At 42.4% G+C, this 14,363-nt stretch carries 16 protein-coding genes; 2 read left to right on the top strand and 14 right to left on the bottom strand.

From position 1 onward, the window contains the following. Positions 1-36 precede the first annotated feature (36 nt). The 10 genes from FCV43_RS09000 to FCV43_RS08955 all read right to left on the bottom strand — a co-directional run bounded on the left by FCV43_RS09000 (position 37) and on the right by FCV43_RS08955 (position 9,626). The gene (locus FCV43_RS09000; protein WP_136994941.1) at positions 37-639 is read right to left on the bottom strand and encodes a hypothetical protein; all 603 of its coding nucleotides are present in this window, start codon (positions 637-639) and stop codon (positions 37-39) included. 82 nt (positions 640-721) lie between these two features. After that, the gene (locus FCV43_RS08995) at positions 722-1,558 is read right to left on the bottom strand and encodes a hypothetical protein (protein WP_136994940.1); all 837 of its coding nucleotides are present in this window, start codon (positions 1,556-1,558) and stop codon (positions 722-724) included. A gap of 163 nt (positions 1,559-1,721) precedes the next feature. Next, positions 1,722-4,427: a hypothetical protein gene (locus tag FCV43_RS08990; RefSeq protein WP_136994939.1), complete on the bottom strand. Its 2,706-nt coding sequence runs from the start codon at positions 4,425-4,427 to the stop codon at positions 1,722-1,724. A gap of 74 nt (positions 4,428-4,501) precedes the next feature. Next, positions 4,502-4,936, bottom strand: coding sequence for a hypothetical protein (locus FCV43_RS08985; protein WP_136994938.1), 435 nt, complete (start codon positions 4,934-4,936; stop codon positions 4,502-4,504). A 520-nt stretch (positions 4,937-5,456) separates the two neighbouring features. Further along, positions 5,457-5,705, bottom strand: coding sequence for a hypothetical protein (locus FCV43_RS08980; protein WP_136994937.1), 249 nt, complete (start codon positions 5,703-5,705; stop codon positions 5,457-5,459). A 4-nt stretch (positions 5,706-5,709) separates the two neighbouring features. Further along, on the bottom strand, positions 5,710-6,885 hold the full coding sequence (locus tag FCV43_RS08975; protein ID WP_136994936.1) for a tyrosine-type recombinase/integrase: 1,176 nt from the start codon (positions 6,883-6,885) through the stop codon (positions 5,710-5,712). A gap of 83 nt (positions 6,886-6,968) precedes the next feature. Then, on the bottom strand, positions 6,969-7,973 hold the full coding sequence (locus FCV43_RS08970) for a hypothetical protein (RefSeq protein ID WP_136994935.1): 1,005 nt from the start codon (positions 7,971-7,973) through the stop codon (positions 6,969-6,971). Between the two features lie 195 nt (positions 7,974-8,168). After that, the gene (locus FCV43_RS08965) at positions 8,169-8,393 is read right to left on the bottom strand and encodes a hypothetical protein (RefSeq protein WP_016797467.1); all 225 of its coding nucleotides are present in this window, start codon (positions 8,391-8,393) and stop codon (positions 8,169-8,171) included. Between the two features lie 109 nt (positions 8,394-8,502). Beyond that, positions 8,503-8,967 (bottom strand): hypothetical protein, encoded by a 465-nt coding sequence (locus FCV43_RS08960; RefSeq protein WP_108173355.1) that lies wholly within the window; start codon positions 8,965-8,967, stop codon positions 8,503-8,505. 5 nt (positions 8,968-8,972) lie between these two features. Next, positions 8,973-9,626, bottom strand: coding sequence for a TM2 domain-containing protein (locus FCV43_RS08955; protein ID WP_108173354.1), 654 nt, complete (start codon positions 9,624-9,626; stop codon positions 8,973-8,975). A gap of 241 nt (positions 9,627-9,867) precedes the next feature. Between FCV43_RS08955 and FCV43_RS08950 the strand changes: the two genes are divergently transcribed. Both FCV43_RS08950 and FCV43_RS20370 read left to right on the top strand, forming a co-directional pair. Then, positions 9,868-10,749 (top strand): helix-turn-helix transcriptional regulator, encoded by an 882-nt coding sequence (locus tag FCV43_RS08950; protein ID WP_136994945.1) that lies wholly within the window; start codon positions 9,868-9,870, stop codon positions 10,747-10,749. Positions 10,750-11,161: 412 nt separating this feature from the next. Further along, the gene (locus FCV43_RS20370; protein ID WP_170961631.1) at positions 11,162-11,314 is read left to right on the top strand and encodes a hypothetical protein; all 153 of its coding nucleotides are present in this window, start codon (positions 11,162-11,164) and stop codon (positions 11,312-11,314) included. 123 nt (positions 11,315-11,437) lie between these two features. Here FCV43_RS20370 and FCV43_RS08945 read toward each other — a convergent pair whose 3' ends face one another. From FCV43_RS08945 to FCV43_RS08930, 4 genes are all read right to left on the bottom strand, one after another. Beyond that, positions 11,438-11,869 (bottom strand): DUF2787 family protein, encoded by a 432-nt coding sequence (locus tag FCV43_RS08945; protein WP_136994934.1) that lies wholly within the window; start codon positions 11,867-11,869, stop codon positions 11,438-11,440. A 102-nt stretch (positions 11,870-11,971) separates the two neighbouring features. Continuing rightward, the gene (locus tag FCV43_RS08940) at positions 11,972-12,472 is read right to left on the bottom strand and encodes a hypothetical protein (protein ID WP_136994933.1); all 501 of its coding nucleotides are present in this window, start codon (positions 12,470-12,472) and stop codon (positions 11,972-11,974) included. Positions 12,473-12,517: 45 nt separating this feature from the next. Then, positions 12,518-12,901 carry a hypothetical protein gene (locus FCV43_RS08935; RefSeq protein ID WP_136994932.1) on the bottom strand — a complete coding sequence of 128 codons (384 nt, stop codon included), beginning with the start codon at positions 12,899-12,901 and terminating at the stop codon, positions 12,518-12,520. A gap of 103 nt (positions 12,902-13,004) precedes the next feature. Further along, complete coding sequence (locus FCV43_RS08930) at positions 13,005-14,240, bottom strand: tyrosine-type recombinase/integrase (RefSeq protein ID WP_136994931.1); 1,236 nt, start codon at positions 14,238-14,240, stop codon at positions 13,005-13,007. Positions 14,241-14,363 lie beyond the last annotated feature (123 nt).

Below are 14,363 nucleotides of genomic sequence, written 5' to 3'. Positions count from 1 at the left end.
CATCAGGGGAGCTTTGTTGGCGTTGAATGTAACGTCTTAATAATCGTAAAACACGCAGTCTACCTTCCTAGTCAACAGAGAAACCCACTCATCAAACTCATCCACAAACCGCACCTTCGACAAACCATACTTAACCGAAATTTCATCAATACTCAGATTCTCAACCTCACCTTTGTTCTTAGCCCGACGAGCCTTGTCATTCAGCGAAGTAACAGCCTTACCTAAATCACCACCAGCAACCAGTGTCGGATTAGCAAGCAACAAATGACGCGCAGAAGGGTAGAGCTTACCTTGGTAGAACATTGGTTTAGATTGACCTTTCAGCTTCTCACGCTCGGAGTGCGGACCAGACAGCGCTTCCTCTACACCAATACCAGACTTTATGCGATTCATCAGCGTACTTTGCGCCACACCAAGCTCTTTAGCAGCCTGACGCATACTTGAGTACTCTATCCCGTCTATAACGACTTTCTTGCGGTAGTCACCTTTAGGGCGCGCTTCTAGCTCAAGGGCTTGCTCTAGTGTCCAGCCAAATTTGCTAATGCGTTCATTAACCATCTTAGGATTCAAGCCATAGTGACGTGCAGCAGCACTGCGAGATGAGAATTCTTGGTCTTCAATTTGATAAACTTTTTTCATGATTTATTTTTCCGAATAATAAGATCTAAAAAGCCCCACTAGCCAGACAGGGCAAGCCTGTCAGACTAGTAGGGCTAGAAATTTAGAAAGGTAATGACTCACTTGCTTCACGCTTACCTAAAAAGACTTTAACTTTAATAGCATCGTAAAGCGCCACCATAGGTTTCACAAGTTCAATGTTTGCCAACGGTTTGCCGCTTGAAGCCTTCCAATCTCGGAGCTTAAATCCATCAGCCCATATAGTCAGCGTGTTTACCACAGTGACATCCAGACCAAGTATTTCGACGGTATCAGCACCTTGCTTAAGAGCGTCATCTGCTAGTTTAAGAGCCGCATATCCAAGCTCTAATCGCTTTCGTGGAGCCTTAGCGCCAATCTCATGCTCTACTTGAGTAACGCCGCCAGAAACTCTCTTTATCTGAGATGACTTACCACCTACACCAAAGTCACACTCGAACTTCACATGCTTTCTATTTCGCTCATTCTGCTCTTGAATCTTTTCCCATTCACGCTCTCTAGCTCGCTTAGATGAAGCTCTTAATGATTCAACTAGACTAGGCTGATTACGCTGTTCCTCCTCCTTTTCGAGTGCTATTTTACGCTCAGCTTCAACCAACGCTAATTGCTCAGCCATAAATTGCTCAGGGTTCGCATCCATTGCAGCAATGATTTCCATGGCTTCGGGAGCCGTCATGTTACGCGCCTTAAATTCAGGAGCTATTGACTCCCACTTCTGAAATAAATTTAAGTCGCGCATACCAGCTTCAATAGTTCCGCACTTATAAAAGATAGCGCAGCCCTTGCTACCTTTAACACCTTTACCACCCGAATAGTAAGGTCTTGCTTCCTTATCACTTGGGAAAACTGAACATTTCTTACCACGAAGAATTACGATGGGATTTTTCTTAGATTTAGCCACGATAGGCTCCTTAAATATTAAAAATTGGATAAACTGCCGGAATGACGGCTATGAATTTGAATAAAGGTCATTGCGTGTGGGATTGCTGTCTTAATACCCCTACGGTGCTATGACATACAGGATGAAAAGCCCTTGAGGACAAGGGCTCATCTATAATTGATATTTACGAACTTAGCTGGCTGCTAAGCGCTGCTCGTAGCGATTCACGAGCTATAGGTTCGAAAAGTTTTTCGATTTCGAAGCTGGGAAACTTCGATTTAATTAGAATAGCTAATTTGATAGTCAGCTCCGTTAACGGTACTGCTGCTTCAATTAGCTTAGATTTACCTGCCGAACGAACTAACGTCGATTTGGTTGGGTAACCCTGCTCCGTTAGCCATGAAGCAAGTTGATTAGCATTTATGTCAGATTTAGATATGCCGCCCTGTTCATGGGCGTAGAAGCGCAGGAATAGACGCGCCATTAAGCTATCCGATGTTTCATCAGATTTAAGTCTTAGTGACTTATTGTTAGAAGCTTTCGCCATTGCTAGGCGATCCAGCCAGTTATACCAGTCCTCTAAAGTCTTTAAACAATGTTGTTTTCGCCAACGGTCAAAACGAAGGCGAGTAAACAGCATATCGTCCAACGAATAATGAGGTTTAGTTTCCAAAGCTATATGCTGTCGGTCTTTTACATCGATCATTTTTGGATTCAACAACTCTCGCTTATGATCGTATTCCATGTTCAAAAAGATCGAACGCTTTTCAAGCATTAAATCCTTATGTTCTAAAAAGCGCATCCGATTCGGTGTCAGGTAACTACCATCAACTTTGTCATCAAAAGCACGGTTCAAATACATATCCACCATATGAGCACTTTGATCTGCTACTGTTGGCTCTACCTTCACGCCGCCTTTAGCTAATACAGGTTCAAAGCCTTCACTCTCTATAACGGTATATTGAGCACGGGTTTTAGCGCCTATTAACTGACTAGCTTGATGCTTAAGTTCCAGTACCTCACCACCCGATGGATCGATACGATGATATAATTCCCTAAACCGCTGACAGATAGCACCTGATAGGTCTATTTGTTCCAAGTCAGCATTGGTTAAGAAGCCATCCGTCGTAACAGACACAACAACCTTCTCATCAGGTATACTATGAAGCATCTCACCTAACATAGCTCTAGCAAGACCAGTAGTATAAGCCGCAAAGAAAGGGTTCGTCAGTGTCGACGGGGGTAATTGCTTGGAGTATCCAGCCTGTATATCAAACGCACTTTTAGGGCGCAGTGATTGAGCCATTTTTCCGTAGCAACTATTTAGCATTTCCTTGGTTAGTTTTTCGTCAAAGCTACCTTTAACAAATGACTTACGCCTCTCTCGACCCCATTTCATGAAATCTTCGAAAATACGTACATCATTTTTCCAAGGGATAACAAACGCCTGCTTAATGGTGATCTCAGCGCCTTGGTTATAAGCGACTTCCAACTCATGACCTGTAACATACGTTTCGCCAGTGATGGGAAACAACAAACCATAATCTGAACGAACCGCCAAGCTTGGGAAGCGAGTATTCTCAGGGAACTTAAACTCAACCCATGCCATAGCACACTTGTCACCAAATAGGTCATGCAAGTCCTCAGTCATATACATTTGCTCATTCGCTAGCTCACGTAGACCTAACGTAATCGCCGAGTAACATGAAGGAATATCATAATCTCGCCAAGTATCGACTTGAGTTGGACCAGCGACAAAGCTTTCGTTTCTACCACCGTGATAGCACTGGGTTGCAAAGCCCTCTAGTGTCATACGTGCAGCAACGGGTACATCTCTTGTTATCGTTAATGGCTTATTTCGATCTGATGGCCAAATTTCTTTAGTCACCTTCTCAAAGCCAAATAAACCACGATAACCGCGCTTATCTTCCAAGCCATTCACAAAAGCTTTAACGGCAATGCCACCAATAGTGAATGGCACCGACTTTAAACCTAATGTGTGTTGGCAAAAGAGAGAAACGCGCTCAAAGTGGCGAGCACTAATAATCGCATCGGTTAAAGCATATTCAGCGAACTTTTCAGGTTCAGCTTTCAAGAACTCATCCATACGAGAAATAGAATAAGGCTCAGGGATCTCGACCTTCGGGATCTCAAGCAAATCGCCCACCGATGAAAGTGACGAACCATTCGGCGATAACAGCATCGTGTCAAAGAAAGTGATGTAGAGCGTTTTCTTATTACGCGACTTGGTATTGACCTGAAGCGGTTCCTTATCGATGCGGCGAGACATCACTTTATCAAGCTCTAGTCCGTATACATCATCAAGGCTCGCTACCGTCTTTCGCAATCCGTTTACATGTGTCTTTAACTGATCAAATGCTTTACTGAAGTTAAACAGATCAGCCGATAACCAGTGAGCACAAAGGATTATGTCAGTCGGAAAAGCATCTAATACACCTTCATCTATTGCCTTTTCGATGGCTTGAACCAAACATCGATCCAATGCCAAACGACCAGACTTTTTCGTCGATTCAGGATACAAGATAAGAGTTGAAAGTAGACCTTTATGCAGAACAGCAAGTTGATAACTCAAGATACTGTTGTACTCTCCGCAATCAGACTCGGTGTACTCTGTATCGATAGCTATTACAGGTCGCTCAAAGAAAGGAGTGACCTCTCTTTTCTTCCGCTTAACTTTCGCCTTCTTCTGCGGCTTCTTGCCGATATAAGGCTTAGCTTTAGGCTCAACCGCCTCAAACACATCAACAGGTTCTTGAACCTCCCAGCTATCCATTGCCAGCTCTTGCTTTGACTCTTGCCAACCAGCCTCAACCAAGCTGTCCATCATCGTACTGGCATCTTGCTCCAGCCATTCAAATGTCTCTTTCATCTACCTAATCTCCAAACGCAAAAAAGGCTCCACTAGGGAGCCTTAATAAGAAAATGATGTTTCATACCAAAGTGTTACTTTTGATATGCTGTCCACTCAATGGACGCCACCGTTTTTCCTTCACTAATGTCCATAAGCACATCAGCAAGTGCGTCTGCAAGACCTTCAATATCGGAGTACACTTCCTTATCAAAGATACATACTGGTCTTCCATTTAGACCGATTAGAATCAAGTTTCCAGTCTTAGGAGACTCAAATACATTCTTGATAATTCGAGCATCAACAAAACCACCGTTTTCAAGCACTATGGCGAACTTTTTTGATGGATTAACACGGTTTCTAACCTTCTCAAACAAAGCAAATGACGATTCACTTTTATCAAAAATAGTCTGTTCACCTTGAGAATCCAGTGCAAAGGTTAGCTCACCAGTATGCACGAGGGTTGTTGAAGAACCCGCATTTACAATATCATTACCATTACGAACGAATAGAGGTGCAGAAGTAGTCATAATTACTGTTTCCTATTAAGATTTCCAAATTGTTAAAGAGCGTCCATTAGAGGCTCGCTCCATGGGTATCAAAGGCTGTAGCCTTAAACACATGGGTATTATTCAATAACCGTTACTTCCACTTATTCAGTACAAAAATGGCTTTTTGTTAGGAAATAAAATTGCCGTATCAAAACACCACGTAACATCATTGAGGAAAACCCAGTATCAAAACAATTGCCTTAAACACAGGGACATTATTCAATAACCATTACTTCTACTTATTCAGTACAAAAATGGCTTTTTGCTAGGAAATAAAATCGCCTTATCAAAACACCACGTAACATCATTGAGGCAAGCCCAGTATCAAAAGCTGTTGCCTTAAACACAGGGACATTATTCAGGAACGGTTACCTCCACTTATTCAGTACAAAAAACCACGTTTGTTGGGAAATGAAATCCTCTGACAAAACACCACATAACACCATTGAGGCTGAACGCCTCAATAGTGTTATTTTTCATGCGGTTAGCTATTAACACCTTAAATCATCCATCGAGGCTTCAATGCTTGCTCTTGGGCTGCTAATTGCTGCTTCTGTAATTCAGCCAGTTCATTTTCCCAAGCAATCACATCACTTAATCTGAAACGAATAGGACTATTTCGATTAGTGCCTAACTTAAAGAATGGCGGTACAGAAGACGGGTTGCGTGAACAAGCTGTCGTGATCGATTCCAAGCTACGTTGTTGACGCTCTGCTAAGTCAGCTTTAGTTAAAATGGCGTTGTTCATGATTTTATCCTTGATGCAAATTGAATGATTGAGAGTGACCAGAGATCAGCGATGAGGCAGTATCTTGGCTCGCTTGGGTAAGTGATTGGTCACTATGAAAGGCATAACGCTCGGTTGTCGTTACGCTTTGATGAAAAAGATTTTGCTGAACCAATCGCGCATCACCTGTTAGGGCTAATTGACGGCTGGCATAGGTACGGCGAAGGTCATGAATAACCAAGTGCTCATGACAGCCAGTTGTTAAGGCAACATGTTCACGGATCTTGGCATGGCAAGCTCTCGGTGATGCAATATGCTGGTCTTCATGTAACGCAGATGGAAATAACCAAGTATTCCAAGTTATCGCCGCACATTCAGTTAGAAGCTTTCTGGCTGGCTCATTAATCGCAATGCGATAAGCACGACCATTTTTAGTTTGAGGCAACGATAAGATGGTGAAATCATGATTGATCATCTCTTTGCTAATGCTGATCACGTTACTGATACGCAATCCAAGAAAAAGACTCACCAATAATGCCTTAGCATGAAACGAACCGATCTCAAGTGCTTTATCGATGTAGTGAAACAACTCAGTATCACTTAACACGCGATCACGGATATTAGATTCAGGCCACTTTTTAATACCTTTACAAGGATTTCGGTGCAGTAATTCAAGTTCTACTGAAATAGAAAAGATTCTAGATAAAAGCGACAAGTGACGGTTAACCGTAGAACCTTTCACCTCAGTCGCTAGTCGAGTCAGGATTTGCGTAATATCAAGACGGCTCACATCACCTAGAGACAGGTGAGCAATATCACCAGCTAGACGACGCCAGCGAGTCTTAACACTTTGTATATCGCGATTATGGGTTTGCATCATCGGCAGGACATAATCAATGAAAAAATCACCGACTAATATTGATGAGGCTTTATTGTAGTAACCTTGCTCTATCTGAGCTAAACGCTCATTGGCAAGTTTTTCAAAGGCAGAAATACTCATCGCAGGCCAGTGTCCAATGACTTGATTGAAACGCTGGCCTTTAAACGATTTAGAAATACTTAGTGATATTGTATTAGCATAAAATGTAACCTGCTGATGACGAGCGCCATCACGCCGCCTAGTGATAGGTTTCTCACCTACTCTAGGACGAGGATGTGCCTTAAAGGCATCGGCAGTAAAAGAAATGGTGTTAGTTGACAAGACAAGCTCCGCTACATAATTAATACATGTAACGGATTCTATAAAGCAAAGGGAGTAGTGTTATTCAGTACAAATGGGCCGTTTTAGAGGGTTTTAACTTTGCGCTCAGTTAAGTCTATTTGTTTAAGGTGACGTCTCAGTTTAGGTAAATTTATAGATATCATCTCCAAACTAAAGTCATAAAGATCTGTAGGCGACTCATCATCAACTTCTAAAGTACAGCAATCTTCAAAGTCAGAAGCTAACTTGGAAAGTTCTATAACAAAATCTCGTTCAGATTTTCTAATTGATCGATATGCACCAGGGTCAATATTATCAATGGAGCTAGACACTCCCTTTACACATGCAGAAATAATATCTTCAGGCCCAGATGGCATAGCTTTAGACTCAAGAAGTGATTTAACATTAAGTGCATATTTGGTAACAACCGATTGAAAGTCTTGACTCGCTTTATAGACAACAGTCCGCTTTACTAACTCACTCCTGACATTGGAAATTTTTTCTTTATGTTGCTTCTTATTCGCTACGACAGCTTTATAAGGAGCAGGGTTCAAGTATTGGTGAACCACAATAATCATCTCAGCGATTTGACCAACTTCCTCAAGCAGTAACTCAACATCATCAAAATTATCTAGGCTAATTCCATCACGGGCTTTCGTCAGTTTGTCACGCGCTAAAGCAGGCATAAGCAGTTCGACAACATTCGAATTTGTTTCTACGACGTCATCAATATCAGGATATAACTCGGGAACAACCAACGAAATAAATAAAGCTTGAGCATCGGTTAACTCATCAAATCTATCTAACAGGGGTAAACCATGAAGCTCGCAGAAAGCATCATCAATGAAGTCATAGGCATTAACTCTAACGTCAGCAATAGCGTCATAGACGTAGTTTACGGCGTGGCCTCGCGTCTGTGCGGTATCAAGCTCTAATGCTTTAGCGTGATAGTTAAAACCCGTCAGCTTTTTACTCGCGCTGTTAGATAGCTCGTGTTCCTTACGGAAGGTCATGGATTGCTTGATGTTGTTTTCAAGTTCGTTACATCGCTTTTTTAGCGCAGCTTTTTTATTGGTCGGTCTAGCCAAAGGAAATCTCTTAGTTAAGATTGAGTTAGTTGAATATTGAAATCAAAGTCTAACTGCTGGGGTTCGTTACATTATTATATCTTCCCCTACCGTCTTGAAGCACACATACACATTCCCCTTATGTGATAAGCGTTGCAATAAAAATAAGATTACGAAAAAAGTGAGAGCAACAGCTCTCACTTACTCTACTTCTCTTTAATCTTCAGGGCCGACACATGCTCCCACGCAGCCACCAATTACAGCTCCGACTACAGCGGCTTCGGCTCCACACGTGCGGCCGATACTAGCCCCTATCGCCAAACCCTTCATAGCACCTGATGTACTAGGGCGAATTTTCACCTTAGTCGTTGGATACTCACGCTCAATTTCAATCGCTTTCATCGGTAGCGATGATTGCCCCAGTGTTAATAAATTCATCATTGTATTACCTCTATTTCTCTGCAATTTTCATTGCTACAAACAAAGAAAAGACCATGCTCAACTAAGAACATGGTCTTTTCGCTTAGACAGCAGCGTTAACTCGCTACCATCAATTCATGAAATGGAAGATACCGTTCATTTCCATCAAATTAGGCTTCACTTTTTTAAGGCACATCCATTCGTTATCACGTTGATTTTCCCACTCAGCTAAAGAGTCGATACCTTCGTCTTTCGTCCAGCCTTCGAAGAACTCGACGGTTTCATTAATAGAGGCAACTATGCTTTGGTGATACTGCTTTTGCTGCGATGGTTGTGATTGGGAAGCGATTTCTAATATCGTGCTGATCTCATCTAACGAGTGACCTCTATCAAGGTACTCATTTAACAGACCACCTGAAATGTAGTAACTCGCAAGGTCGGTATCAGCTTCACCGCCGTTTTTAGCTATGCCCAACTCAATCACGCTACACGCAATATAAGGGAAGGTATCTTGTTGTAAGTTAGCAGCTTGAGAAGTAAGTGCGGTTGACAATAGTGATGTTACAACTAAGGTTTTTAATAGTGTTTGTTTCATTAATATCACCAGATAAAGGTAAAAGGTTTAGGTTCGGATTGGTTGTATTTTTCATCGAAAGAGTCGGCGGACAACGTCAAGACACGAATGAACTCGACTAAAGCGACCAAGGCAGACAGTCCCGGAATTAAGAAACAGCTACCTAGATAGACAAGACCCCAACCCCAACATCCGGCATAGAACTTGTGCAAGCCAAGACCACCACCGAAAAAGGAAATCAAAGCCATTGCCAATTTAGTTTTGTTTCGACTTGCGTTAACAGGCTTATCGTTAAATGCAGGAGGATTGGTTGAAGATGTGGATGTAGCAGTAGTCGTTATATCGGTGTCATTCTGCTCTTGGAGTAATGCTTGAATGATTTCTTGCGCTTTCTTTTCCGGAGCACCAGTAGTAGCAAAGCTATCTTTAAAACCCGCTTTCACCGTGATAGAAATCGCACCATCTTCTAGCGTTCGGAAAATAAGACTGCCCCGAAGACCAAACGGGTTAATACCGTATTTCCAAGACGCTTCTAATAAACCGGATTGAGGGTCGGCTTTCTTGACCTTACCGCCAATCGAAATCAGCGTATTTTTACAAAATTCGAATACATTCTGGTAGTCATGCGTCGTTGATAACACGGCATGGTCTACACGTTCGAATTGGATTGCCTCAGACATTTAGAGTCTCCTTGAGTTGTTTTTAATTAGATGATTTTTGTAACAGTACGATTATTGCGGATACACCCGACAGGTGGTGTCGCATGAAGTTGGAAGTGTTGACGATAGTTATGGATGCCTTACAACGCATAACCTCATCGGACTGATGAAAGCTATAGCAATATCAGTAACCTTATGAATTTTGGTTAGAAATAATCATGCTCGACACGACCTGACGAGCGACCTATTTACAATGCGTAGGATGAAAGAGCATGACACCCTAGCGAAAAGACTTGGCATTATCCTGACCCGTTTAAATACTGGCGAGAAACTGTATCTGGAAGAGTTGAGCCGGGAATTTAGGGTGAGCGAAAGAACGCTTCAACGGGACTTCAACGAACGGTTAAATTACTTACCTATTCAGCGTGACGGTGCTTGTTACTTTCTTGATCCACAAGTGCTAGGTAGGCAGACCAATAATGAAGTGTCATTGCTGCTGATGAAGATGGGGTTCGATACGTTGTTTTCCGGTAAGCACTACCTAAGTAATGGCGTATTGAACAACAAGAGCGCCCCACCCTTTCTATTCAAGAATCCGCAAATCGAAGACATCAGTAAAAATGCTTCCGTGTTCGAGAAACTTATCGAATCGATACAACGCAAAAGTACCATTGGTTTTACTTGTAATGGGAAAAGTTACGATGAGTTTCATCCCTATCGGTTGGTGAATGACCGTGGACACTGGTACTTAGCCGGAACACACAGAAACTGCCTAGAGTCACTCAGAGTGGCTAAGATTCGCGAGTTAGTGCGATACGAAGATAAATATTCTCCTGACCTAAATGTTGAACACAAGCTCACTGGTCGAGGATATGAGGATGAGTTACCACATCCCGTTGAGGTGGTTATACAAATTAGCGGAAGAGTCAGCGAAACCTTCTTCAAGGAAAATAATCCCAATGACTTTCGAGAGTTAAAAGAACTGGGGTACGGTGATGTATTGGTAAGCTATACGACTAGCAACATTCAAGCATTACTGCGACTACTCAAAGCGTGGCTTCCTGATGTCGAAGTGCTGTCTCCTGATTGGGTGAGATACAAGTTGAAGCAAGAGTTACAAACCTATCTGGACGCAACCAAGTAGAAGCCATGCAGATAGCTGTAAGGTGATGTATTGCAAATTTCTGGTTGAGTCACTCTCAGTATCAGCGCCTGACATAATGCAGTCACCCGACAATCACCAACCAAGCCCTAAGCTTAAACTGACCACTATGCACCCAAATTAAACCTGTCGATGCGTAACAAGCGCAGTGATTGATTTGATGAAATGACCAACCGATACAGGGTAAGGAGAAGTGTTAAATGCCCTATTTTTACTCCGCGAAAACTAACACTTTAATAGATTAGAACAGTGCTTTTCGCTGAGTTAATTATATTAATATTATTAACTTAATCATAAGGACTTTCAGCTCAGGTTAGGCAAGGAAGCCATACCAGCTCTAGATTTAATCTACAAAAACGCTCCCATTACTTCGACATAGTAATGGGAGTCATTAATGTCAAAACACCAGCAAGAAGACAGCAACCCCGTTAAAATTAGAGTCCCTTTCCTAGGTACTTCCACCGCCCATAATAAGCCAGTCACTTCATCTTCTCTGACGCCTGAACTCAACGGATTGGCAAAACGTTGTAGAAACTTGCTCCAATGAAAAAGGCTTCCCATCACACCATGACAAGCATGGAACAATAGGAAGCCTTAGTGTCACTAGGAAGTGAGAGGCGGATTTTATGGTGCATACATGGTGCTTTCAACTTGATTCGTTAGTGATGGACTAATCTACCGTGACTTCTATCTCATCAAAGCAGTCCATTCCGATGTAACTTAGAAAGTTGGTTTCCCACATCGAGTAGAACTCCATTACCTCACTACTTGTTATTGGTAATTCCGGAACATAGGAAAAACTCGCTGTCCCACATCCGAAGTTGAAATCCACCTCTTTAACCAGTTCGGGATAGGGACCACCGCAATACGCAAAGTCAGTGATGTAATCAAATACCCATTGGTCATAGAGTCGAACAAGCCTGATTTCAACAGGATGAAAGCCGCCGTCCTCAGAGCTGTAGCTTGTATCTCGGAAGTTAATCACGACCGATTGGATCATGGGTGTCCATTTACCTGATTCGTTGATCACTCGGTTTAAAGTATCTTGAAGATCGACACTTACTGGCAGCAGTAAGCGCTCAACGTCAAAAGTTAAGTTCATAATAAAGTCTCGTTTAATTTGCTAAGGAAGCACTCTTGTTAAATGCTAGGTATGAAAAGCCAGAGTTGGCTTAGGGGATAAGGATTGATGTGAGTTTCGAGGTTATTTAGCTTCGGTTTCACCGTCCACTAATGACAGGAGTTCATCACGACGTTGCTCGTAGTCTGGCGCAAGAACGTGGAGAAACACCGATTTCTCTGACGGCAGGATAAGTAATAACCCACGCAGTGCCGCCGCCATAAATCCAGCATTATTAGCAGACCCACCTTTGAACACAGATTTAAGTACAGTGCTTTTAAACGGCTTGTCGTCTTGCTCATTTAACACAGCGACAATATCTTCAAAGGCTACCCACTCTTTACTATGAAGACCGCCACCTTCATTACCCGAAAGTCTAAGGAATAGAGCATTTAGATCATCATGTACCGAAAGCTCATAGAACACATGATTCTGAGTTTTCGGTGATAACTTTTTCGCTTTGCCTTCGAGCACGATATTAGTGAAATGGTCTACTGGATTATCGTCAGTAACCGTGACTTGTTCATTACCCTCTAATACTTCAGGTTGAACGACTTTTTCCTTTTGATTGGTTTTACGTGCCATGGGTCACCTCCATACTATTAGTGACTATTAAGATTAGATTCAGAGTTAAACTTCAGCTTGTTCAGCAAGCTTGACGACAGGGAACGTTGGACTGTTCATTGGAGCGCAGCAATACACCCCACTACCAGCCGTAGTAACAATGGCAACAGCAAGTAGCCAAGGACAGTCATCATCATTTAGTAATAAAACCCATTCAGGGTAGTTAGTGACAAAGCGTAGAAAGCTTTGATCGACTTCCGGTTCTTTACTCAAGGTTTGATCGGTATCGGACTCCTCAATCAAATACAAAGTAGTGCCAACCTCACCCCAGAACGCTTTCGTGCTTTCTTCATCACCGAATGGCTCTATCAAGTGTTCTAGCAGCTTTGCTTTCACATCATCAGGCATTGGCAATGATTCAATGTCTTCAAACTTGTTTACGATTTTCATAATTAATTTCCCTCTAATAATGAAAAAGCCCCTGTTTAGCTCATCGCTAAACAGGGGCTTTTTCTAATGTAATATCAAACCTAAATACTTAAATTCACCGCAGTCATTCCCATCGTACTTCAGGCTTAGCCGTTACCATCTCAGATAGCCTAGACCCAATTTCTCGTTGCCTTCCCACCGTTAACTTCGCATAGCGCCTAGAGCTAGATAAGTCTTTATGATTTAACTGTTTGGCTATGTCATGTAAAGGCACGCCTTGAGACGCCAATAGTGACCCGACAGTATGTCTAGCACTGTGTAGAGTTATGTTAGCTTTATCTCCTGGAATGTCAGGCAGCCCCATTTTGATCTTTATTGACTTCAAAGCGTGTCTAGCAGGGCTAATTGGTTTGCCCTTGTGACGTCCAGCAAAGAGATAAGGATTATTCGACACCTTAGGCAACGACTCCAAAACCTGAATCATGTAATCACTTAAGTAAATAATGTGGCTACTGCCGTTTTTCGTATGCGGGATAGTGAGGGTTTGTTCTTCCCAATTCACCTCATCCCATAAACGAAACCTCAACTCTTTGTCACGAAGCCCAGTCAAGAATAACAAAGCTAAGAACGCGCCCGTTTGTCTATCTGGATAGTCGAGCGCATGACCAATAAATTCCTTGAGCTGTGATTCACTCAGGTACCCGGTTCGCACATTATTCTCTTTCAACAAGCTAACCTTATTGGCAATAAACGGCGCATCAATCAACTTGTAAGCTTGCTTGTTAATCGTCTTGAGCAGAGCCAATACTCGATTGATAGTAGCAACCGCATAAGGTGTTCCCTTATGACTAACCCCATTCTGCAACTCCATCTGTACCTTGATGATATGGGCAGCGGTTAATTCGTTAATCGGTACATGATGTATCGACTTAGCTAACCTAAACCGCGCCACTTCATCTTTCCAACTACGCTTTTGCTTAGCCAGCGGTAAATAGACTTCATCAAAGAAGCGCTCTAATGTCATTGCCTTCTCGACAGCTTTATTATCACGTTCAAGTTTAGGGTCAACACCTTCAAGAATCTGCTGGCGATATTCCTTAGCAATTTTACGCAGAGTAATGATGCAGGTTTCAGGGTGTTTACCTAACCCTATCGATGCCTTCTTACCAGTAACAGGGCTTGTATATCGAAGCAGGAACCGCTTGCCGCCAGACTTACCGACTAAGCAGCGAACACCAGTAGGTAAACCGGAGTCTTTCATAGCTGATAAGTTGACTTCGTAATCGGTGGATTTTGCAGTTGTGGGATTGGGTTTAAGATTGTTGAGGAAAGTGGTGGTGAGTCGTTGTGATTTACTCATTCAAACCTCCGTTAATTTATATACTTACATTTCAGTAATATAAATTTGAAAGGTCTTTAGTTACGGAGATTTAGGACAAAATAAAAGCCGAACGATACAACACGAAGTCATATGGTTCGGCTT

It is taken from the genome of Vibrio genomosp. F6 (assembly GCF_005146325.1).
Classification (GTDB): Bacteria; Pseudomonadota; Gammaproteobacteria; order Enterobacterales; family Vibrionaceae; genus Vibrio; species Vibrio cortegadensis.
Note: the sequence above shows the minus strand (reverse complement) of the source record. Positions and strands in the feature narration are given on the sequence as shown.

Bases quoted from the DNA above. Each gene is read 5' to 3' on its own strand.
- FCV43_RS09000 (WP_136994941.1), bottom strand. From the start codon at position 639: ATGAAAAAAGTTTATCAAATTGAAGACCAAGAATTCTCATCTCGCAGT.
- FCV43_RS08990 (WP_136994939.1), bottom strand. From the start codon at position 4,427: ATGAAAGAGACATTTGAATGGCTGGAGCAAGATGCCAGTACGATGATG.
- FCV43_RS08985 (WP_136994938.1), bottom strand. From the start codon at position 4,936: ATGACTACTTCTGCACCTCTATTCGTTCGTAATGGTAATGATATTGTA.
- FCV43_RS08980 (WP_136994937.1), bottom strand. From the start codon at position 5,705: ATGAACAACGCCATTTTAACTAAAGCTGACTTAGCAGAGCGTCAACAA.
- FCV43_RS08965 (WP_016797467.1), bottom strand. From the start codon at position 8,393: ATGATGAATTTATTAACACTGGGGCAATCATCGCTACCGATGAAAGCG.
- FCV43_RS08960 (WP_108173355.1), bottom strand. From the start codon at position 8,967: ATGAAACAAACACTATTAAAAACCTTAGTTGTAACATCACTATTGTCA.
- FCV43_RS08955 (WP_108173354.1), bottom strand. From the start codon at position 9,626: ATGTCTGAGGCAATCCAATTCGAACGTGTAGACCATGCCGTGTTATCA.
- FCV43_RS08950 (WP_136994945.1), top strand. From the start codon at position 9,868: ATGAAAGAGCATGACACCCTAGCGAAAAGACTTGGCATTATCCTGACC.
- FCV43_RS20370 (WP_170961631.1), top strand. From the start codon at position 11,162: ATGTCAAAACACCAGCAAGAAGACAGCAACCCCGTTAAAATTAGAGTC.
- FCV43_RS08945 (WP_136994934.1), bottom strand. From the start codon at position 11,869: ATGAACTTAACTTTTGACGTTGAGCGCTTACTGCTGCCAGTAAGTGTC.
- FCV43_RS08940 (WP_136994933.1), bottom strand. From the start codon at position 12,472: ATGGCACGTAAAACCAATCAAAAGGAAAAAGTCGTTCAACCTGAAGTA.
- FCV43_RS08935 (WP_136994932.1), bottom strand. From the start codon at position 12,901: ATGAAAATCGTAAACAAGTTTGAAGACATTGAATCATTGCCAATGCCT.
- FCV43_RS08930 (WP_136994931.1), bottom strand. From the start codon at position 14,240: ATGAGTAAATCACAACGACTCACCACCACTTTCCTCAACAATCTTAAA.